The sequence below is a fragment of the Nonomuraea sp. NPDC004186 genome, assembly GCF_053603495.1.
Genome location: NZ_JBSGFQ010000113.1, coordinates 14,478 through 34,216, shown reverse-complemented (window position 1 = coordinate 34,216; position 19,739 = coordinate 14,478). Strand labels below are relative to the sequence as shown.

The following is a 19,739-nucleotide window of genomic DNA, read 5'->3' as shown; positions in this document are numbered from 1 at the left end:
AGGCCAGGAATAGGGTCCAACGTCCCTTCTTGCCGCTTCTTCTCCGGACTTCCGCCGCCGCAGCGCGATGCGCCCGTGAGGAGGTCGCGTACGTGACCGGCCCAGCCCGGAAGCGGGTGCTGGCACGCATCCGCCCGCCCCCTTCGGTGTAGCGGCCGGTCTCGTACGCCCACCGCGGCATGGCATGCGCCACCCTCGACGATCGAGCGCCTCGGGTGCGCCCGGCTAGGGACTTTGGCCTCTTTGCGATCGTGGATCGTGTGACTAGCGTCGGGCGCATGATTCGTGTGTTTCTGCTTGACGACCATGAGGTCGTACGGCGCGGGGTCGCCGCCTTGCTGGACTCCGAGGACGACATCGAGGTCATCGGCGAGGCCGGCTCGGCCGAGTCGGCCATCGCCCGCATCCCCGCGCTCAAGCCCGACGTCGCGGTGCTGGACGTGCGGTTACCGGATGGCAACGGCGTCGACGTGTGCCGAGAGGTCCGTTCCCGGGTGCCCGGGCTGGCGTGCCTGATGCTGACGTCGTTCGCCGACGACGACGCGCTGTTCGACGCGGTGATGGCCGGGGCGTCCGGGTACGTGCTCAAGCAGATCCACGGCTCCGACCTGGTCGGCGCCGTACGCACGGTCGCCTCGGGACAGTCCCTGCTCGACCCGCAGACCACCGCCGCCATGCTGCAACGCCTGCGCGACCAGGCCGCCCGCAAGGACCCCCTCGCCGCGCTGACGGAACAGGAACGCCACATCCTCGACCTGATCGGCGAAGGCCTGACCAACCGGCAGATCGGCGAACGACTGTTCCTGGCTGAGAAGACGGTCAAGAACTACGTCTCCAACCTGCTGGCCAAGCTCAACATGCAACGCCGCACCCAGGCCGCCGCCCTGTCCGCCCGCCTGCGCGCCTACAAGCCAGAATGATCACTTCAGCGTGCCTGAGCAGACGTCAGTCACGCCCGCCTGGCCTCAGCGGATGCCGTTCTACGGGCCGCCGATGGCCGGGCCGGCACAGCGGTGGCGGTATCGAACAGGCTGTCGGTTGCAGTTGAACCTTTTGCCGATGTTCGGGTTGAGTTATCGGGTTCCACCTTCGATGTCGCTGAACGACACCCGCAACCGCTCGGTGCCGACTGTCCGATCGACCTCGACGTGCTCGATCCACCGTCGGGTGTCAGGCTGAGTACGTTCGATTCTTCGCGCCTTGGAGGTTTTGATGCGTGCAGGCGTCGTGGTCACCGCACACCCCGGCGTGGAGGACCTCGCTGTACAGGCCGAGGAGTTGGGCCTGCACAGTTTCTGGCTCAACGACACCCCGATGGTCCACGGCGACCCCTTCATCGCCCTGGCACTGTGCGCGAAGGCCACCAGCCGCATCAGGCTCGGCATCGGCGTGACCTCACCGGCGCTGCGTTCGGCCCCGGCCGCCGCGAGCGCGTTCGCCAGCCTCAACGCCCTGGCACCAGGCCGGATCATCTGCGGGATCGGCACCGGAAACACCGCCCGGCGCACCCTGGGCATGCGGCCGACCACAGCAGCCACGATGGAGACCTTCACCGCCGCGCTGCAGAACCTGTGCGCCGGACGCACCATCGAGTACCGCGAAGGTGGCCGAGTCCGCAATGTCCGATTCCTGCACACCGGGGCGCACGCGAACACGGCTGACCCGATCGAGTTCGTCGTGGCCGCGCTAGGACCGAAGGCCGCCGCCGTCGCCGGCCGCCGCGGCATCGGCCTGATCTCCTTCGGCCTGCTGGACCCCACCGCCTGGCAAGCACTTCATGACGCCCGCCGCCACGCCGCTCACGACACGCCACGCGACCCCGACTCCCGCATGGACTCCTACGTGGTCACCGCGCTGCACATGCTCGACGAGGACGAAGACCCCCGCGGCGACGCGGCCCGGGACGCAACGGGCCACATCGTCCTGTCGCTGCTGGCCTTCGCCGCCGACACCGCCGCCGACGCACACGCTTTCGCCGACCAACTCGGCCCCGAGGAACGCGAGGCGGTACAGCGACTCCTCGACCGGCGCGGCACCACCGCCACCGCACCCGACCGGCACACCAAGCTCTACCCCGACTACCTCCAACGCATCGCACCGGAGGACCGGGACCTGATCCTGCCCTCACTGATGGACACCCTGGCCTTGGTCGGCACCCACAACGACCTCCGCGCCCGCATCACCACCCTGGAACAGGCCGGCATCGACGAACTGCTCATCCAGCCGGTGATCGACCCACCAACAGAGATGGCCCAGCTCGCGAAACTCCTCACCTGAGCGGACCCGCCAGCCGTGCGCACGCGGTTCACCGGCAACAAGACCCGATCAACCTTCAGCCGAACCCGTTCGGATCAACATGACGGGCCGCCGGCCGGCACGTGTCCCTCCCGCCAACCTCATCCGGAAGGGACATCGGCAGAGCGGGCGGCGCAACCGGCGGGCGCTGCCGAGCACTGACAGCGAGGACAAAGCCACTGCGGCGGCCGGTAGAGCGGTCCGCAGGGCCGGCTGGCGAGTCCGGACCGAGTGCGTGACCCGTCCTGTCCCCTATGCGGTCACGAGGTGCGGCTCAGCTCGCGGGCAGGGCGGTGGCCAGCAGGACGACGCCGAGCGACCCCACCAGTGAGGCCACTGCCATGGTCCGCGCCAGCCGGGGACGGGCCGCGCTCGAGGCCCAGCCGTGGAGACCGGCAGCCGCCATGACCGCGCAGAAGAGCAGGAGCTTGGCGGCCAGGATCCGGCCATAACCGGGATCGGCGAGCGAGGACCAGGTGACGCCCTTGTGCCAGGCGAGCGCGACGCCGGTGCCGATTTGGACCGGCAGGAACGCGGCCACGGTGATGATCCCGAAGCGGCGGCCGACCGCGGTCAGCACCTCGGCCCGCGGTTGATCCTCCAGCAGGCGACGGGCCAGGGGCAGCACCACCAGCGACACCGTGAGCTGCCCGCCGACCCACAACGCCGCGGACAACACGTGCAGGAACCGGACCATCGTCCACCAGGTCATCGTCGTCCGCGCCTCCTTCGGCTTCTCGCATCCTGAAGTCCACCGTCGGCATGGTCGGGCCATGGTACAGCCACGCCGGTGCGTGACCCCCGCGTGGCCGCATCACGGGGGACCACATCGCGTGCCCCTTTACAGTGTAGATCAACTGCTTGTGGCCAAGTGGGCCGAGCCTCGCCGAAGGACAGGCCGACCCGCCCTGGGCGACCAAGTCGATCGGCAGAGACGGCCGCCCGCGCCGTTGGGCCATTCGCCCCCGGCGCCAACCCGATGAACAACCGCGACCGCCTTGGCATGATCGCCTTCGCCATCTCGACCGCCAAACTCCCCCACAACGGCGTCGCGAGATCGGCACATATCCGACAAAGACCAACATGCGCAATAAATTCAATGAATGACAATCCTTACCACTTTTGTCGCAACATCTTTACCTTTTCCTTATAACGCCGAAGATGCGCCACAGGCGGCACTGGGAATGTAGAACCCGATCACCTTCGGTGATCTATTTTTTCACTTCCCAAGTGCAACCAACGGATAAATTATGCGATTTCATCGACGAAGCGCCGTACTGGCTGCCGCGATATGCGCGCTGGCCGGCACCCAAAGCGGCGTGGCCGCGCAAGCTGACAATGCCGCCCCGTCAGCAACCCAGCTCGTCCAACCCATGGCCTTCCGCCCCACGGCGCCTCCGGACAAAAGCGAGACCGAAAGCGGGAGCACGCAGAGCAGCGGCCAGGTATGCGGATCACCGTACGTAACCGGCGACCCGGATCTGGGACCGAAGCTCCTGCCCCAGACCGGCTACATCAGCAATCTCCTGCGCGGCTACGTGCCGTTGGGCGGTCTGAGTCCCCAGCATTTCCTCGGGCGCTACTGGGACTACGTCGTGAACAACTATCGTTTCCCGCCCGACGCCGGATTCGCCCGTTCCGGCGATTATCCCAACGGCAGACTGCTGCTCAAGACGACGTTTCTCCAGCCTGGCATGAGAATCGACCGTTTCGGCGGCTACACCGGGTCATTCTTGGCGCCCCTGGGCGACCTGTACACCAGGCGCGCGTTGCCACCGCGGAATCTCAACACCAACCCGCAGGATCCCGAGCACCTGTGCAACTATCATGCTTTCCGGGTGCTCAAGTCGTTCCGCGTCGACGTGGGCCCGGCGGCGCCCGCCTTCGAGCAGCCAGGCGGCGGCACGCAATATCACGTGCTCAGCAAGTACATTCCCGAAGCTCCTCAGACAAGCGAAGAAGTCCCGATCAGCTGGCTGCTGCTGAACGGTTATCTGGAAGAGATCGAGCCGGTCATCCTGACCGACCTCAGGACCGGCTCTCCCATCACAAAAAACGGCACAGCAAGCAACCAGACCACGGCCATGACCATCGGACCACGAGCGACAAGGCCGGCGGGCAGCAGCTGAGCCGAACAAACGCCGGAAAAGCGTGACGGGAAAAGCTCTCCTGTCCACTGAGGCCGGGCAGGCACCGGCAGCGCTCGCCTTCAGCGCGATTGGCACCTCTCACTGAAGGCGAGCGGCGGCGCAGCCCGGAGGCCGCGACCTGCGACCGGCCCAGCTCCGGCCGACGGTTTCCATCCAGGTCCGCCACCTGCCACGATCCCGGCCAGTACGACCGGGCCCCGGGTGGCGTCGGCCGCCCGGACCGGCGGGGCGTGCGGTCGCACCCGTCCGGCCACCTGGTCGCGGCGCAGACCCGCACGTGGCGGCACCCGTGTGGGACAGGTCCACGTAAAAGGTGGCCGGACCCAGCCCCGCCGCCGCGGGCAACCCGACGCGCCGCCGCCAGGGCTCGCGTACGTGGACGATGCGCAACGGCAGCTCTCTTCGTCCGGCGTCGTCGGCGGCCCAGGCGAGCGCCGACCACGCGCTCCGCGACCGCTGTACGAGCAGCGCGACGCCCACCCCTTCCGAGGGGTGGGCGTGGAGGTCGCCGGTTACTTGAGGTAGGGGTTGTGCCGGACGATGGGGAGGTTGCCGAGTCCGAGGGTGGTTCCCGCGTCGGCGAGGGCGAGGCCGGCCAGGACGACCGCGTAGACGATGTGCTCGTCCATGAACGGGTTGTTGGCCAGGGGCAGCTCGGCCGCCCACATCAGAGCCAGCATCAGGCCCCCGGCGACCGTGGCGATCCTGGTGCCGACGCCCAGGACCAGCGCCAGGCCGACGCCCAGGAGACCGGCCATGAACAGCCAGTCCACCCACGCCTGCCCGGCCAGGGAGCCGAAGAAGCCGCCCAGCGCGTTCTCACCGGTGCCCTTGAGGAACCCGGTCGTCGGGCTGCCGCCGGAGATCCAGGCGCGGGCGGCCGGGGTGGCTAATCCCCAGCCGAAGGTCTTGTCCAGGAACGCCCACAGGAAGATCCAGCCGATCGAGATCCGGGCGATCGCCCAGACGTAGTCGACGGGACGGCGGGTGGTGGCGGTGCCGGTGTCCGTGCCGGGCCTGTTGACGGTGGTGTTCATGACGGCCCCCTTTCGGTGGGGATCGGTCGTCCTTGTCACACCCCAAGCACACCGTTTTCGCCTTCTTCGAGGCAGTGCCGTACGGCCTGCGGCGCCGGGACCTTCGTCCCTCAGCCGCCGTCCCGGAAGGCCTCCTGGACGATGAGGAGGTCGTCCTTGTCGAAGGTCACCTCGGATCTCACGTCCACGACCCCCTCGATCAGCCGGATCTGCTCCGTCAACGCCAGGGCCTGGGACTTCCACTCGACCACGCCGCTGATCGTCACCACACCCTGGTGGATGCCGACGGTGAACGCCTCGGGATCCGGCAGGACGGCTCTGACGTCCGCTGCCAGTTCCTCGGCAGGGCGGGTGAAGACGCGCAGCACATCGCGCTGGTGCAGGGTGCCGACGATGCGTCCGGTGTTCATGTCGATCACGGGGAGCTGCTTGACGCGCTCGGCGTGCATCAGCCGGGCCGCGTCCCGCACGGAGGTGTCCGGTGTGACGGTGATCGCCGGAGAGGTCATGAGCTGAACGGCGGTCACGCCCGCGGCCTTCCGGTGCTCCTGCTGCCGCTTGCGCGACTCGAAGATCGGCACGCCGTGCCTGACGGTGCCGGCCTCCTTGAGAAGGAGATCGTCTTCGGAGACGACCCCCACGGGCCGTCTGTAGGCGTCGATCACGGTGACCGCGCCCACCGCGAACCGCTCCATGGCCTCCACGATCTCGGCGAAGGAGGCCTCCTTCAGCACGGCGATGGCCACCCGGCCCATGACGTCCTTGACTTCGAGCGACATAACTCCACCTCCGCTTTCACGATCCGCCGGCCCGGCCTCCCCCGGCAGTGGCCAACGTCCCCGATGCCGGGTGACCAAGGTCCTGGCCTGCGATTATCAGGCGCGGACCACCGCCACCGGGCAGTGCGCGTGGTGCAGGACACCCCGGCTGACCGAGCCGAGCAGCATCGACCCCAGGGCTCCGCGCCCGTGCGAGCCCACCACCAGCAGGTCAGCCCGCTCGGACGCGTCGGTGAGCGCTTCGACGGGATGGGCGGATTGGACGTCCTCGACCACCTTCACCTCCGGGTGGTCAGCGCTGAAGATCTTCACCCGGTCGCGGACGACCTGATGCTGCGCCGTACGGATCTCGTCCATGTCGTAGCTGATCTCCGGCGCGAAGGCGTGCACCGGCAGTTGCCAGGCGTGCACCACCCGCAGCGCGCTCCCGCGCAGATTCGCCTGCTCGAAGGCGTAGGCCAGCGCGGGCTCGCACGCCGGCGAGTCGTCCACCCCGACCACGACCTCCTGGCACACCGGCCGCCGCTCGCCACGTACGACCACGACGGGACAGGGCACATGGCCGGCCACGTGCATGCTGACGGAGCCCAGCAGCGCGCCGGTGAACCCGCCGAGTCCCCGGCTGCCGACCACGACCTCGGTAGCGTCCTTGGCCTGCTCGCGCAGGACCTCGGCGGGCGCTCCCTCGAGGTCCTCGGTCGTGACCTCGATGGTGAGCTGGCGCGCGCACACGAGCACTTCCGCCTCACGCAGGATCCTCTGCCCCTCGCGCCGCAGCGCATCGGGGAGAGCGTCGATGGGGTACTTGCGGATCTGGTACGGCGAGCGGTCCATGGCGTGCACGATCCGCAGCGGCACCCGCATGCGGTACGCGTCGTCGGCCGCCCATTCCAGCGCGGCGCGCGAGTTCTCCGAGCCGTCGGCTCCTACGATGATCACGATACGCCTCCTTCGTCACCCTCCATCCGACCCGCTCGCGCCCGCCCGCAGCAGGGCCGGAGGTCGGTCCCGCAAGGGCCGAAGGACTCTGTCCGCCGAGCGGGTGACTGGCTAGCTTCGTGACATGACCAGGGAGGACACGCTCATGACCGGCACCGGCGACTTCGCGCGTCGCATCAGCTACCACCGTCATCGGCTCGGCCTCACCGCCGAACAGGTGGCCGACCGGGCGGACATGTCCGCCGGATACGTCCAGCACCTCGAAAGCCATCTGGGCACTCCTGACACAGGTACGGTGACCCGCCTGGCCACCGCCCTCGAAACGACGGCCGAGGAGCTGCTCGGCGGCGGCCGCGATCGCCCGCCCGGCCCTGGCCCTGGCTCGGCCGACGCGGTCCTGGAAATCCTCGAACCCGAGGAGTGCCTGCGCCTGGTCGCCCCGGGCGGCATCGGCCGGGTGGCGTTCAACGGTCCGGAGGGGCCCACGGTGCTGCCCGTGAACTACAAGGTCCACGACGGCGCCATCGTCTTCCGCACCGCCCACGGCGGCCCCATGGACCAGGACCTGCGCAGCGGTGTGGAAGGGGTGGAGATCAAGATCGGCTTCCAGGTCGACCGGATCGACGAGGCCCAGCGGGAGGGCTGGAGCGTCCTCGTCCAGGGCCCCGCCCACCACGTGCCCGAGGACGAGGTCATCCGGGCTGACATCACCCCATGGGCGGGTGGCGAGCGTCGCCTCTACATCCGCATCGTCCCGCACCAGATCACGGGCCGCCGCATCCACGGCCTCTGAGCCCTCAGGTTTTCCTGCGGGCTCCCGCCCTCCTCGGACTCGGGCTGAGCTCGTCCAGGGACTCGCGCAGGTAGCCGGGAAAGGCCCACACGTCGGGAACCAGCTCCCCGCAGGCGGTGAACCCGACGTCGAGGCGCCCGTTGTAGGAGAAGGCCGTGACGTTCACGGCGCCGCTCACGTCGGTGACCACGGACACCGGGTAGTGCGCCAGCAGCCTGACCCCGGCGATCCGCAGCGGGAACTGCGGGCCGGGAACGTTGGAGACGACCACGTTGACAGGCGGCCCCGTACGTCCCAGAAGATCAAGCGCGGCGCGGTCAGCCAGGCCGTTGAGGGCGGCGGGCATGCTCTCGCTCAGGTCACGCAGCAGGCGCGCGGGGGTCAGGGCGAACCGTTCCTTGATCTGCCGCATCCCCTCGCTCACGAGTTCGAGCCGCCGGCGGGGGTCGTCCACGTGCGTGGGCAACTGTGTGATCATCATCGTGACCTGGTTGCCCTCGTTCACACCCTCCTGGCCGCGTACGGAGAACGGCACCCCTGCGACCAGCGGGATCTCCGGCAGCGCCGCGTGGGCCAGCAGCCAGCGCCGCAACGCCGAGGCCACGAGCGCCATCACGACGTCGTTCACGGTGACGCCGAAGGCGTTCTTGACCCGTTTGATCTCCTTCAGCGGCAGCTCGGCGAAGGCGTAACGACGGCGGGAGGAAACCGGGCCGCTGAGCGGGGTGTGCGGGGCCTCCATGTCCGGCAGTTCGGGCCGGGGCGCGCGCCGGATCAGCCGCGCGACAGCGCTCGCGCCGGGCAGCCGGGAGATGACGGGGAGCTGGTCCAGAACCGGCAGGGCCTCGCCCGCGAACCGCAGCAGGTGCGCGGGATTCCCCGCAAGGTGCCAGGCGCTCCTGGCCAGCATGCGCCACAGCCCCGGAGGGGCTTCGAGCTCGTACGAGGCCGCTTCGGGCACGGGATCCATGAGCGCGGCGAGCACCTCCGCCCCCGTCAGCCCGTCGACGGCCGCGTGGTGGACCTTGGCGTAGATGCCGCAGCGGCCGCCGGCCAGGCCGTGGATCAGGTACATCTCCCACAGGGGACGGGTTCGGTCCAGGCGGCGCTCGTGCAGGCGGGCCACCTGCTCACCCAGCTGCGCGTCGTCGCCGGGAGGGGGCAGGGTGAGCTCCCGGACGTGATGGTCCAGGTCCACCTCGCCGTCGTCGGCCCAGTACGGGTGATCCAGGCCGAGGGGCACGCGGACCAGGCGCTGCCGCAGCTGCGGCACCCCGGCCATCCGCTCCGCCAGCCTGCGCTGGATCTTCTTCCTGGACAGGTCCTTGTACAGCACGGCCAGACCGCCGACGTTCGCGACGTTGGTGGCGGTCTCGAAGTTGAGGAACTGCGCGTCCAGCGCGCTGAGCTGCCGCATGTCTCTCCCCTTTCCCCTCATTCCACCGTGCGCCACCGCGCCGCCCCAGGGCCACAGGTCCCCCTTGAACAGGGCCAACGACCTGATCGGCCGGCTCGGCGTACGACGATCAGCGCCTGGGAGCCACGGCGGCGGCGTTGGCGGTGACGATCATGGCGATGGCCAGCCACGAGGCCACGTCAAGGCGCTGGTCGAGAACGACCATGCCGATCAGGGCGGCGAACACCGGGTTGACGCTCATGAAGATCCCGAAGAAGTGGGCGGGGACCCGGCGCAGCGCGAGCAGGTCGGCGAGGAACGGCACCGCGGAGGACAGCACCCCCGCGGCGAACGCGCACAGCAGGGCACCGGCGGTGGGCCGGTGGAGCCACAGGACGGCGACGCCGACGGGCAGGTAGAGCACGCCGGAGACGGCCGCGGCGGCGGCCGATCCCTGCAGCCCGGGCAGGCGCTCGCCCACGGTGCGGTTGAGCAGGACGTAGCAGCCCCAGCAGACGGCGGCGACCAGGGCCAGGCCGATGCCGAGGTAGTCGGTGCTGGGCTGGGGGCGGGCGAGGATCGCCACGGCCGCCGCGGCGGCGAGAGCGCACACCAGATCGGTACGGCGGCGCGAACTCGCCAGCGCCACGGCGAGCGGGCCGAGGAACTCCAGGGTGACCGCGAGCCCGAGCCCGATCCGGCCGATCGCCGCGTAGAGCGTCAGGTTCATGGTCGCGAACACCACGGCCAGCCCCAGCACCGGCCGCCACTGCGCGGCACTGAACGAGCGCAGCCTCGGCCGGCCGGCGCTCAGCAGCACCGCGGCGGCCACCCATTGGCGCACCGCCACCACTCCCACCGGCCCGAGGACCGGGAGGGCGAGCGCGGCGACCGACGCCCCGACCTGGTTGGACAGCCCGCTGCCCACCATCAGCGCCATCCCGGACCACCGCGTCGAGCTCGGCCGCGACGCGGGAGCGGCCGTCTCCGTGCCTGCTTCGAGTGCCATGGCACAACCATCCGGTACGCCGAAGCATACGCAAAATGCATCCAAGGACGTATCTATACTCTGGACGCATGGATGGCCGTAAGGAGCTGGAGCTGCGGCACCTGCGCTGCCTGGTCGCGATCGTCGACTCCGGCAGCTTCACCGACGCCGGGATCGAGCTGGGCCTGTCCCAGGCGGCGGTCTCCCGCACCCTCCTGGCGCTGGAGCGGATCCTCGGAGTGCGGCTGCTGCACCGCACCAGCCGCACCCTCACCCCCACCACCGCCGGTGTCCAGGTCCTCGCCCGCGCCCGCCATCTGCTCGCCGAGGCCGACGAACTGGTCCATCAGGCCACCACCGGCCACACCCGGCTGCGCATCGGTCACGCCTGGTCCGCCATGGGCCGGCACACCGCCGAGTTCCAGCGCCGGTGGCACGGCCGCTACCCCGGCATCGAGCTTCACCTGATCCGCCACAACACCCCCACCGGAGGCCTCGCCGAGGGCCTGTGCGACCTGGCCGTCGTCCGCACCTCCATCGACACCCGCCGCTACGCCCACGCGCTCGTCGGCCACGAGCGCCGCTACCTCGCCCTGGCCTCCGACGACCCCTGGGCCGGACGCCGCAGCATCCGCCTGGACGAGATCCGCGAGCGCACCCTGGTGGTCGACCGCCGCACCGGCACCACCACCCTGGACCTGTGGCCCGAAGGCGCCCGCCCCGCGACGGAGTACACCCACGACATCGACGACTGGCTCGCCGCCATCGCCACCGGCCGCCGCGTCGGCGTCACCCCGCAGGCCACCGCCAACCAGTACCGCCGCGACGGCATCACCTACCGCCCCCTGCGCGACGCCGACCCCGTACCCGTGCATCTCATCTGGCGGCGGCACGACCCCCACCCCGCCACGCACGCCGCCGTCGCCCTGCTCGCCGATCTCTACCGCGAAGGCGCCTGACGTTCAAGCGAAGGTCGCCCACCTGGAGGAGAACATCAAGACCGCTGGGCTGACCCTGCCCGCCGACGCGATCGCCGAACTCGACACCATCGGAGCCTGAGCCCCACCATCGCCGGTTACCCGCTCCACGTTTTGGCACGCCGTCCCGAGTCGCCGGGCTCGGCAGCACCGGGCAATCGTCGGAGTCCAGTCCGAGGGCTCCGTGGAACGTTACACAAACCCTGCCCGCTTGCGTCGAGCCTATATTACTGTAAGTATTTTTATCGTCACTCAATGTGCACGATCCTTTCAGGAGGCTCCCATGAACCGCCTGTCAGGCGCGCTGGCCATCGTCGTCCTCGTGCTCGCCGCCGGCTGCTCCGGCCCGGCCGACTCCCCCGCCCAGGATTCCGCGCACAACGCGATCAACATCCACCTGTACCAGAAGCCGAAGCGCTTCTCCCCGCTGGACCCGCCCACCGGCCCCGACCAGCAGGTCATGACGTTGATCTTCGACAACCTGCTGACCGTCGACGACTCCTACGCCTACGCGCCGCGCCTGGCCGAGCGCTGGGAGGTGGACGAGGACCGGATCACCTTCCACCTGCGCGCGGGCCTGAAGTGGAGCGACGGCATGCCGTTCACCAGCGAAGACGTGCTGTTCACCTACAAGCTGCTGGCCGACGCCAAGAGCGGCAGCGCGATGGCGGGCAAGCTGGCCGGGGCCGCCTTCGAGGCCCCGGACGACACCACGTTCGTGATCAGGCCGGCCAGGCCGAACGTCGGCTTCCTCAGCCTGATCGCCGGGCCGTTCGCCTTCATCCTGCCCGAGCACGTGCTCGGCATGGAGCCGGTGGACAAGATCGCCGGCAGCACCTTCTTCAACCACCCGACGGTCGGCATGGGCCCGTACACCTTCGTGACCTACAAGACCGACCAGTACGTGGAGCTGGCCGCCAACCCGCACTACCGCAAGCCTGTCGCGATCCCCAGGATCTTCCTCAAACCCATCAGCTCGGACGTGGCGACCGCGCAGCTCGGCACCGGCGAGATGGACCTGGTCCAGATCTCCCCCACCGACCTGCGGGCGGTGGAGGGGCTCAAGGGCGTCACCGTCTCGGCGAAGCCGAGCCCGGGCTTCATCAGGATCGCGGTCGACCAGAGCGACAAGCGCTTCGCCGATCCCCGGGTACGGCGGGCGATGCTCCACGCGATCGACCGCCAGGCGCTGGTCGCCAAGCTCCTGGCCGGCCGCGGCCGGGTGCAGAACTCCTCGTTCGTCACCCCCTGGGCGCTGCCCGGCACGCTGGAGGAGTACGCCTACGACCCGGCCAGGGCCAGGTCGCTGCTGGCCGAGGCGGGCTGGAAGGCCGGCCAGAAGGTGACGCTGTCGTGGATCCCCGGCCAGCGCGACCGCGACGTGACGGCCACGGTGGTGCAGGGCGCGCTGAGCGCGGTGGGCATGACCGTCGAGCTCAAGCAGGTGCAGGCGGCCGAACTGCTGGAGTCCTACGAGAAGCGCACGTTCGACCTGGCGCTCTTCGGCGGCGGCAGCTACGCCGTGGACCCCTCCAGCAGCGTCACAATCATCAATTGCGCCGCCTTCTACCCCGGCGGGGGAAATATCAGTAACTTCTGTGACGAGTCGCTGGACACCCTCGCCGCCCGAGCCGACGCCCGCACCGACCGAGACCAGCGCGCCAAGCTCTACCAGGAGGCCGCCGGCAAGGACAACGCCCAGGTCCCGTACCTGTGGCTGTACAACCCCGACACCCTGTGGGCCACCGGCTCGCGGCTGCGCGGCTTCAAGCCCAGCGGCGACTTCACCACCGGCTTCTGGAACGCCGACGAGTGGACCCTGGCCGGCTGATGCTCGCCTACCTCGTGCGCCGGCTCCTGACCAACGCCGCCGTCTTCCTGCTCATCAGCGTCGGCGTGTTCCTCCTGGTCCGCGCTGCGCCCGGCGACCCGGTGCGGATGATGGTCGACCCCGAGCGACTGGCCTCGGGCGGCCCGGCGTTCGTCGCCGCCAAACGCGCCGAACTCGGTCTGGACAGGCCGGTTCTGGTCACGTACGGCATCTGGCTGCGTGACGTGCTGGGCGGTGACCTCGGCCACTCCTTCGTCAGCCGCCGCCCGGTCGCCGAGGTGCTCGGCGAGCGGATGGGTCCCACCGTGCTGCTCATGGGCACCGCTCTGGCGATCGGCCTGGTGCTGGCGGTGGCGGCGGGCACATTGGCCGCGATCCGGCGCAACACCGCGGTCGACCACGCCACCACCGTGGCCGGCCTCGGCGCGATCTCGGTGCCCGGCTTCTTCCTGGGCATCGCCGCGATCTACCTCTTCTCGCTGCGGCTCGGCTGGGTGCCGTCCTCCGGCATGTCCACACCGGGCGACGGCGGCGCCGCCGACATCCTGGCCCACCTGGTGCTGCCCGCGGCCGTCCTCGGGCTGTCCATCGCCGGGCCGTTCACCCGGTACGTGCGCGCCGGGCTGCTGGCGGAGCTCGACGCCGACTACGTGCGCACGGCCGAGGCCAAGGGCGCCGGTCCGGGCCGGGTGCTGATGCGGCACGCGCTGCGCAACGCCCTGGTCCCGCTCATCACCGTCGTCATGATCTCCATCCCGCAGCTGCTGGCCGGGGCGGTCGCCGTGGAGCAGGTCTTCGCCTGGCCCGGCATGGGGCAGCTCGCCGTCAGCTCGATCGGCCAGCTCGACCACCCGGTGGTGATCGGGTTCGCGATGTTCGTCGCGGTGCTCGTCCTGGTCTGCAACCTCGCCGCCGACCTGCTCTACGCGGTGGCCGACCCGAGGATCAGCCTGTCATGACCACGACCGTCGCCCCCGCCTCGCCCCGCTCGCTCGCCGCCCGGCGCTTCCGGCGCAACCGCATGGCGCTGGCCGGAGCCGTGTTCCTGACCGCCGTCGGCGTGCTGGCGCTGGCCGCGCCGATGGTGGCCGGGCACGACCCGAACGCGGTGGACCTGGCCGCCTTCCGCGAGCCGCCGTCTGCCGCGCACCTGCTCGGCACCGACTCCTCCGGGCGCGACGTGTTCGCCAGGCTCGTGCACGCCGGCCGGGTCTCGCTGCTGGTCGGCCTGCTGTCGTCGCTGGCGGCGGTCGCCTTCGGCACGCTGCTCGGCGCGCTGGCCGGCATGTTCGGCGGGCCGGTCGACGCCGTCGTCATGCGCGCCGCCGACGTGGTGCTCTCCTTCCCGTCACTGGTCGTCATCGTCGTGCTGGCGGGCGTGCTCGGGCCGGGCGCCGCGATGCTCGTGCTCGTCTTCGCCGCGTGCAACTGGCCGACCGCCTGCCGCGTGGTGCGCGGGCTGACGTTGTCGCTGCGCGAGCGGGAGTACGTCCAGGCGGCTCGCACCTTCGGGGCCGGGCGGCTGACGGTGATCGGCCGGCACGTGCTGCCCGCCGTCCTGCCGCAGGTCGCGGTGGCCGGCACGCTGCTGGTGGCGCAGATGATCCTGCTGGAGGCGGTGCTGTCCTTCCTCGGCCTCGGCGTACGGCCGCCGCGGGCCAGCTGGGGCAACATGCTGACCGACGCCCAGAACCTCACCCTCATCCAGACCATGCCGTGGTTGTGGCTGCCGCCCGGCCTGGCCATCGCGCTGACCGTGCTGGCCGTGAACTTCGTCGGCGACGGCCTGCGCGACGCCGTGGACCCGAAGGGAGCCCGCGGATGACGCCGCTGCTCACGGTCGACGACCTCGCGGTCGAGTTCCGCACGCGGGACGGCGTGGTGCGCGCCGTCGACGGAGTCAGCCTCGAGGTGGGGCCGGGCGAGATCCTCGGCGTGGTCGGCGAGTCCGGCTCGGGCAAGAGCGTGACCGCGATGTCGGTGCTCGGCCTGGTCCGGCCGCCGGGGCGGGTGGTGCGCGGCAGCGTCCGCTTCGACGGCGAGGACCTGCTGGCCCTGCCCGCGCGCCGGCTGCGCCGGATCCGGGGTCGCCGCATCGCGATGATCTTCCAGGACCCGATGACGGCGCTCAACCCGGTCGTCCCGGTCGGCGCCCAGATCGCCGAGGCCATCAGGCTGCACCAGCCGCGCCTCGGCCGCGCCGCCGTGCGGGCCCGTGTACTGGAGCTGCTGGCCTCCGTCGGCGTAGCCGACCCCGCCGCCCGGTACGGCCGGCACCCCCACGAGTACTCCGGCGGCATGCGCCAGCGCGCGATGATCGCGATGGCCCTGGCCAACGAGCCCGACCTGCTCATCGCCGACGAACCGACGACCGCGCTGGACGTCACCGTCCAGTCCCAGGTGCTCGGCCTGATCGACACGGCCAGGCGGGAGGCCGGCGCGGCGGCGGTGCTCATCACCCACGACCTGGGCGTGATCGCCGAGCTGGCCGACCGGGTCGCGGTCATGTACGCGGGCCGCGTCGTCGAGCACGGCGACGTGTACCAGGTCTTCGCCACGCCCCGCCACCCCTACACGCGCGGCCTGCTGGCCGGCCGCCCCCGTCTGGAGCCGGCGACGGTGGACCTGGTGCCGATCCCGGGCAGCCCGCCCGACCTGCTGGCGCCGCCGCCCGGCTGCGCCTTCGAGCCACGCTGCGCGTTGGCCGCCGGCCGCGCCGCCTGCCGGGCCGAACGTCCCGAGCCGGTCGTGGTGGCCGCCGGTCACCTGTCGGCCTGCCACTTCCACGAGGAGCCGGTGTGAGCGAACCCGTGCTGGCCGTCGAGGGCCTGGTCAAGCACTTCCTGAGCCGTACCGGGGCGGTCCGGGCCGTGGACGGCGTGGATCTGGCGCTGCGCTCCGGCCGTACCCTCGGGCTGGTCGGCGAGTCCGGCTGCGGCAAGACCACGACGGGCCGGCTCGTCGTTGGCCTGACCGAGCCGACCTCCGGCCGCATCCTGTACGGCGGGCGCGACCTGGCCGCCATGTCGCATGCCGAGCTCCGGCCGCTGCGCGGCGAGATCCAGATCGTCTTCCAGGACCCGTACTCGTCGCTGTCGCCGCGGCTGACCGTGCACGAGATCGTCGCCGAGCCGCTGCGCACCCAGGGCCGCTACCGCCGCGGCGGCCGGGAACGGGTCGGCGAGCTGCTGGAGCTGGTGGGCCTGTCACCCGAGCATGCCAACCGTTACCCGCACGAGTTCTCCGGCGGCCAGCGCCAGCGCGTCGGCATCGCCAGGGCGCTGGCCCTGAACCCCCGCGTGCTGGTGCTTGACGAGCCCGTCTCCGCGCTGGACGTCTCGATCCAGGCGCAGGTCGTCAACCAGCTCGCCCAGCTGCAGCGCGAGCTGGGCCTGGCCTACCTGTTCATCTCGCACGACCTGTCGGTCGTGCGGCATCTGTGCGGCAGAGTGGCGATCATGTATCTGGGCCGGATCGTGGAGGAGGGCGAGCGGGCGGAGATCTTCGCACGACCCGCCCATCCCTACACCAAGGCGCTCATCTCGGCCGTGCCGATCTCGTGTCCGTCGCAGCGGGGCGAGCGGAGGCGGATCGTGCTCACCGGTGACGTGCCCAGCCCGGCTGATCCGCCGTCGGGCTGCCGCTTCCGTACCCGCTGCTGGAAGGCCCGGGCGCGATGCGCCGTCGAGGAGCCCGCGCTGACCGGCTCGGGGCACCGCGTCGCCTGCCACTTCCCCGACGAGAGCACCGATGCCGGGCGGGAGGAGCGGCCGGCCTGGGCCGGCCGCTCCGACCCGTGACGGTCACTCGGGCTTGTCGTCCGTCCAGCCCGCCTTGATCACCGCGATGGAGTTCCACATCGTGCCGGGCTCGAAACCGGCCTGGAGGCCGCGCGGCTTCACCGCGACGTACTCGCTCGCCAGGGCCTGTCCGGCCGCCTCGTCGATGATCAGCCGGTGCTCCGTGACGCCGCCGTCGAAGGTCGGCTCGTTGATCGCCACGGCCGTGCCCGTGCGCCCCTCGGCATCCGTGACGTTCTCGATGACCCGTACGTCGTCGAGCTCGGCCAGCATCCGGAACGCGGCGCCGCGCACCTCGGGCGTCACCGGCATGTCCATGATCAACCCAGCGCTGATCACGAACAGCCACGCATCACCCTGCATCGGCACGTCGTTGTCACGACCCTTCCAGCCCAGGAGCCGCTTCTTGAGCTGGTCCGGGTCACGGGGCAGCTCGCGCAGGTCCTTCACCGAGACGTTGCGGCCCAGCCAGAAGACCTTGTCCCCGTCGGTCAGCGGGCTGCGGCCGGTCATGGCCCGGCCCGGCGACGTCTTGAGGATCATGGGCTTGGGCTTCCTGGGGACCGTGACCTCGATGGAGGTGGGCGACCCGGCCCGCTCCCACGCCTGCCGGTCCTCCTCGGTGGCCGGGCGGGCTCCGAGGGACTGCATGCGGCCCCACCGCTTCTGGTCCGGGCCGGTGGCGCTGGGTGTCCAGCCCTCGTCCCGCCGCTGGTCGAGCACCCGGTAGCCGCCCTTGGCCGCGGCGAACAGGGTCCGGCGCACCGACACGGTGTGCCAGTACCCGCCTTTGCTCTCCGGTTGCCGCTCCGCCCGCGCGGCCGCGGCCAGCAGCACCTCCCGGGCCGACAGCGTCACCGCCTGCCGGGTGCTCGCCGGGGTGTCGGGGCCTCGTGCCGTGGACGCCGTGCCGTTCGTCGCGACGACCACGGCCACGGCGGTGACGGCCGCCGCGGCTCCGGCGAGCCCCAGGCTCCATACGTGCCGCGCGGGCCTGCGCCGGCGCCGGGCCGGCCGGGGCTGGGACATGGCGCGGGAGAGCTCGGCGGCCCTGGTGCGCGGGTCGATCGGGCGGTCTCCGAGGTCGGCGGGCCGGGCGGCCCGGAGTTCGTCGATGGGGTTCATGACCACTCCTCGTTGAGGCTCCGCACGTGGGGCAGGGGTTCGCGCCGTGGGCCGGCGTCCGTGGCCTCCATGGCCTGCTTGAGTCGTTTGCGCGCCCGGTGCAGCCGTACGCGGAACGCCGCCGACGAGCAGCCGACGACCCGCGCGCCCTCCTTCGGCGACAGCCCGTGCCAGGCGACCAGGACGAGGATCTCCCGATCGTCCTCGGGCACGGCGGCCAGCGCGCGCAGCACGCCCATCCGCTCGGTCACGTGTTCGGCGACGTCGCCCTCGGCCCAGGCCCGCAGCTCCGCGGCGACCGCCTCGCGGCGCACCTCGGCGCGGACGTTGTCGCGCAGGACGTTCCTGGCGACGCCGAGCAACCACGGCAGCGCCGGCTCGGGCACGTCCTCCAACCGCCGCCAGGCGATCGCGAACGTCTCGCTCACCACCTCGTCCGCCACTTGGCGGCCCGCGCGGCTCACGACGTAGGCCCACACCCGTTGTCGGCATTCGTCGTACATGCCGGTGAACCGGTGCTCATCATCTGACACCGCCCAGCCCCTTCGTTCGGGATGCGTTTCTTCTGACACCACGAAGTGGCCGCAACCCGCCCGTTGTTACACCTTTCGGTCAGCTGATCGGGACGGTGAGGCGGCGGGTGGTGGGTGACGGCTCCCTGCGCTCCCCGAGGAGGGCCATGAGCTGATCCATGGCCACCTCGCCGAGCTTCTCGCCGTCCACGTCGATCGCGGGGACGTCGCCCAGGCCGAGGCTCTCGACGATCATGCGCTCCGAGCTGACCACGACATCGCGGATCCCGCGGTGGAGCAGGGCGAACATGAGGCCCAGGCCGATCGAGGTCGCGTACGGGACCACGGCGGTGGCGCGGGCGGCCACCACGGCCTCCGCCGTCTCCACTCCGGCGGCGAACGTCGAGGGGTGAGGGCCGAGCATGGTCAGCGTCGCGCCGCTCGGCCCGGCCGCGGCGCGGATGGCCGCCTGGCGCTGGCGATCCTGCCAGGAGCCCGCCGGGCCGCCGATGTAGACGATGCGCTCGTGGCCCATCTCGACGAACCGGGTGACGAGCGTGCCGAAGGCGGTGGCCGTGTCGGCGACCACCGAGGTCATGCCCTCGATCTCGCGGTCGATGAGCACGGTCGGCTTGAACGACGCGGCGGCGCGGACGATCTCGTCCGAACCCCGGGGCGCGGTGAGCAGGAAGCCGTCGACCTGGTGCGCGAGCTGCTCGACCGCGGCGACCTGGGCGGCGTGCTCCAGGGAGTGCACCGCGATGGTCAGCTGCATGCCCGAGTCGGCCGCGCGCGCCTGGGCGCCGCCGATGATCGGGGTGAAGAAGGTGTTGTCGAGCGTGGGCACCACGACGGCGACCACACCGGTCCGCCCGCGGGCGAGCTGCGTGGCCGCCCGGTTGGGGACGAATCCGAGCTGCTCGGCGGCTGCGCGGACGCGGGCCACCGTCTCCGGGGCGGCCAGGTCCGGCCGGCCCAGGGCGCGAGAGGCCGTCGCCTTGGAAACCCCGGCCAGCGCGGCGACGTCCGCGAGTGTCGGCACTGATCCTCCTTGAGTCGTTACACGGATTTCACACAGGGGTTTGTGCGACAGGCCGCTCATAATCTATGGTCAGGC

The 19,739-nt window shown here is 70.9% G+C and carries 19 protein-coding genes; 10 read left to right on the top strand and 9 right to left on the bottom strand.

Annotated elements, in window-relative coordinates; genetic code table 11:
* Window positions 1-278 precede the first annotated feature (278 nt).
* Both ACWEPL_RS52545 and ACWEPL_RS52540 read left to right on the top strand, forming a co-directional pair.
* Window positions 279-920, top strand: coding sequence for a response regulator transcription factor (locus ACWEPL_RS52545; protein ID WP_350735980.1), 642 nt, complete (start codon window positions 279-281; stop codon window positions 918-920).
* A gap of 292 nt (window positions 921-1,212) precedes the next feature.
* On the top strand, window positions 1,213-2,277 hold the full coding sequence (locus ACWEPL_RS52540) for an LLM class flavin-dependent oxidoreductase (protein ID WP_452440881.1): 1,065 nt from the start codon (window positions 1,213-1,215) through the stop codon (window positions 2,275-2,277).
* Window positions 2,278-2,569: 292 nt separating this feature from the next.
* On the opposite strand, the gene ACWEPL_RS52535 is transcribed toward ACWEPL_RS52540, so the two are convergent.
* Window positions 2,570-3,007, bottom strand: coding sequence for a hypothetical protein (locus ACWEPL_RS52535; protein ID WP_363975684.1), 438 nt, complete (start codon window positions 3,005-3,007; stop codon window positions 2,570-2,572).
* A 538-nt stretch (window positions 3,008-3,545) separates the two neighbouring features.
* Here ACWEPL_RS52535 and ACWEPL_RS52530 point away from each other — a divergent pair.
* Window positions 3,546-4,424: a TNT domain-containing protein gene (locus ACWEPL_RS52530; protein ID WP_452440880.1), complete on the top strand. Its 879-nt coding sequence runs from the start codon at window positions 3,546-3,548 to the stop codon at window positions 4,422-4,424.
* Window positions 4,425-4,957: 533 nt separating this feature from the next.
* Here the strand turns inward: ACWEPL_RS52530 and ACWEPL_RS52525 are convergent.
* The 3 genes from ACWEPL_RS52525 to ACWEPL_RS52515 all read right to left on the bottom strand — a co-directional run bounded on the left by ACWEPL_RS52525 (window position 4,958) and on the right by ACWEPL_RS52515 (window position 7,200).
* Window positions 4,958-5,482: a hypothetical protein gene (locus ACWEPL_RS52525; protein WP_363975679.1), complete on the bottom strand. Its 525-nt coding sequence runs from the start codon at window positions 5,480-5,482 to the stop codon at window positions 4,958-4,960.
* 110 nt (window positions 5,483-5,592) lie between these two features.
* Window positions 5,593-6,261, bottom strand: coding sequence for a CBS domain-containing protein (locus ACWEPL_RS52520; protein WP_363975676.1), 669 nt, complete (start codon window positions 6,259-6,261; stop codon window positions 5,593-5,595).
* Between the two features lie 96 nt (window positions 6,262-6,357).
* Entirely contained in the window at window positions 6,358-7,200 is an 843-nt protein-coding gene (locus tag ACWEPL_RS52515) for a universal stress protein (RefSeq protein ID WP_452440878.1), read from the bottom strand.
* A 124-nt stretch (window positions 7,201-7,324) separates the two neighbouring features.
* On the opposite strand from ACWEPL_RS52515, the gene ACWEPL_RS52510 reads away from it, so the two are divergent.
* Window positions 7,325-7,993, top strand: coding sequence for a helix-turn-helix domain-containing protein (locus ACWEPL_RS52510; RefSeq protein ID WP_452440877.1), 669 nt, complete (start codon window positions 7,325-7,327; stop codon window positions 7,991-7,993).
* Between the two features lie 4 nt (window positions 7,994-7,997).
* Here ACWEPL_RS52510 and ACWEPL_RS52505 read toward each other — a convergent pair whose 3' ends face one another.
* Together ACWEPL_RS52505 and ACWEPL_RS52500 are read right to left on the bottom strand one after the other, a co-directional pair.
* Complete coding sequence (locus ACWEPL_RS52505) at window positions 7,998-9,410, bottom strand: WS/DGAT/MGAT family O-acyltransferase (RefSeq protein WP_452440876.1); 1,413 nt, start codon at window positions 9,408-9,410, stop codon at window positions 7,998-8,000.
* A gap of 109 nt (window positions 9,411-9,519) precedes the next feature.
* Window positions 9,520-10,398 (bottom strand): EamA family transporter, encoded by an 879-nt coding sequence (locus tag ACWEPL_RS52500; RefSeq protein WP_452440875.1) that lies wholly within the window; start codon window positions 10,396-10,398, stop codon window positions 9,520-9,522.
* Between the two features lie 68 nt (window positions 10,399-10,466).
* On the opposite strand from ACWEPL_RS52500, the gene ACWEPL_RS52495 reads away from it, so the two are divergent.
* The 6 genes from ACWEPL_RS52495 to ACWEPL_RS52470 all read left to right on the top strand — a co-directional run bounded on the left by ACWEPL_RS52495 (window position 10,467) and on the right by ACWEPL_RS52470 (window position 16,985).
* Window positions 10,467-11,336 carry a LysR family transcriptional regulator gene (locus tag ACWEPL_RS52495; RefSeq protein WP_452440874.1) on the top strand — a complete coding sequence of 290 codons (870 nt, stop codon included), beginning with the start codon at window positions 10,467-10,469 and terminating at the stop codon, window positions 11,334-11,336.
* A 301-nt stretch (window positions 11,337-11,637) separates the two neighbouring features.
* A complete protein-coding gene (locus tag ACWEPL_RS52490) occupies window positions 11,638-13,185 on the top strand; it encodes an ABC transporter substrate-binding protein (protein ID WP_452440873.1) in 1,548 nt (515 codons plus the stop codon).
* Complete coding sequence (locus ACWEPL_RS52485; RefSeq protein ID WP_363975652.1) at window positions 13,185-14,144, top strand: ABC transporter permease; 960 nt, start codon at window positions 13,185-13,187, stop codon at window positions 14,142-14,144. Before ACWEPL_RS52490 ends, ACWEPL_RS52485 begins: the two co-directional genes overlap by 1 nt.
* Complete coding sequence (gene opp4C, locus ACWEPL_RS52480) at window positions 14,141-15,010, top strand: oligopeptide ABC transporter permease (protein ID WP_452440871.1); 870 nt, start codon at window positions 14,141-14,143, stop codon at window positions 15,008-15,010. The genes ACWEPL_RS52485 and opp4C overlap by 4 nt, the downstream gene beginning before the upstream one ends.
* Window positions 15,007-15,987: an ABC transporter ATP-binding protein gene (locus tag ACWEPL_RS52475; RefSeq protein WP_452440870.1), complete on the top strand. Its 981-nt coding sequence runs from the start codon at window positions 15,007-15,009 to the stop codon at window positions 15,985-15,987. Before opp4C ends, ACWEPL_RS52475 begins: the two co-directional genes overlap by 4 nt.
* A complete protein-coding gene (locus ACWEPL_RS52470) occupies window positions 15,984-16,985 on the top strand; it encodes an ABC transporter ATP-binding protein (protein ID WP_452440869.1) in 1,002 nt (333 codons plus the stop codon). The genes ACWEPL_RS52475 and ACWEPL_RS52470 overlap by 4 nt, the downstream gene beginning before the upstream one ends.
* Window positions 16,986-16,988: 3 nt before the next feature.
* On the opposite strand, the gene ACWEPL_RS52465 is transcribed toward ACWEPL_RS52470, so the two are convergent.
* The 3 genes from ACWEPL_RS52465 to ACWEPL_RS52455 all read right to left on the bottom strand — a co-directional run bounded on the left by ACWEPL_RS52465 (window position 16,989) and on the right by ACWEPL_RS52455 (window position 19,664).
* Complete coding sequence (locus tag ACWEPL_RS52465) at window positions 16,989-18,110, bottom strand: CU044_5270 family protein (protein ID WP_452440868.1); 1,122 nt, start codon at window positions 18,108-18,110, stop codon at window positions 16,989-16,991.
* Window positions 18,107-18,643, bottom strand: coding sequence for an RNA polymerase sigma factor (locus ACWEPL_RS52460; RefSeq protein ID WP_350736030.1), 537 nt, complete (start codon window positions 18,641-18,643; stop codon window positions 18,107-18,109). Before ACWEPL_RS52460 ends, ACWEPL_RS52465 begins: the two co-directional genes overlap by 4 nt.
* A 79-nt stretch (window positions 18,644-18,722) precedes the next feature.
* A complete protein-coding gene (locus ACWEPL_RS52455; RefSeq protein ID WP_355199699.1) occupies window positions 18,723-19,664 on the bottom strand; it encodes a LacI family DNA-binding transcriptional regulator in 942 nt (313 codons plus the stop codon).
* Window positions 19,665-19,739 lie beyond the last annotated feature (75 nt).

Coding starts and splice junctions, on each gene's coding strand:
- ACWEPL_RS52465 (WP_452440868.1), bottom strand. CDS start 18,110: ATGAACCCCATCGACGAACTCCGGGCCGCCCGGCCCGCCGACCTCGGA.
- ACWEPL_RS52530 (WP_452440880.1), top strand. CDS start 3,546: ATGCGATTTCATCGACGAAGCGCCGTACTGGCTGCCGCGATATGCGCG.
- opp4C (WP_452440871.1), top strand. CDS start 14,141: ATGACCACGACCGTCGCCCCCGCCTCGCCCCGCTCGCTCGCCGCCCGG.
- ACWEPL_RS52475 (WP_452440870.1), top strand. CDS start 15,007: ATGACGCCGCTGCTCACGGTCGACGACCTCGCGGTCGAGTTCCGCACG.
- ACWEPL_RS52535 (WP_363975684.1), bottom strand. CDS start 3,007: ATGACCTGGTGGACGATGGTCCGGTTCCTGCACGTGTTGTCCGCGGCG.
- ACWEPL_RS52500 (WP_452440875.1), bottom strand. CDS start 10,398: ATGGCACTCGAAGCAGGCACGGAGACGGCCGCTCCCGCGTCGCGGCCG.
- ACWEPL_RS52495 (WP_452440874.1), top strand. CDS start 10,467: ATGGATGGCCGTAAGGAGCTGGAGCTGCGGCACCTGCGCTGCCTGGTC.
- ACWEPL_RS52510 (WP_452440877.1), top strand. CDS start 7,325: ATGACCAGGGAGGACACGCTCATGACCGGCACCGGCGACTTCGCGCGT.
- ACWEPL_RS52505 (WP_452440876.1), bottom strand. CDS start 9,410: ATGCGGCAGCTCAGCGCGCTGGACGCGCAGTTCCTCAACTTCGAGACC.
- ACWEPL_RS52485 (WP_363975652.1), top strand. CDS start 13,185: ATGCTCGCCTACCTCGTGCGCCGGCTCCTGACCAACGCCGCCGTCTTC.
- ACWEPL_RS52545 (WP_350735980.1), top strand. CDS start 279: ATGATTCGTGTGTTTCTGCTTGACGACCATGAGGTCGTACGGCGCGGG.
- ACWEPL_RS52520 (WP_363975676.1), bottom strand. CDS start 6,261: ATGTCGCTCGAAGTCAAGGACGTCATGGGCCGGGTGGCCATCGCCGTG.
- ACWEPL_RS52525 (WP_363975679.1), bottom strand. CDS start 5,482: ATGAACACCACCGTCAACAGGCCCGGCACGGACACCGGCACCGCCACC.
- ACWEPL_RS52540 (WP_452440881.1), top strand. CDS start 1,213: ATGCGTGCAGGCGTCGTGGTCACCGCACACCCCGGCGTGGAGGACCTC.
- ACWEPL_RS52490 (WP_452440873.1), top strand. CDS start 11,638: ATGAACCGCCTGTCAGGCGCGCTGGCCATCGTCGTCCTCGTGCTCGCC.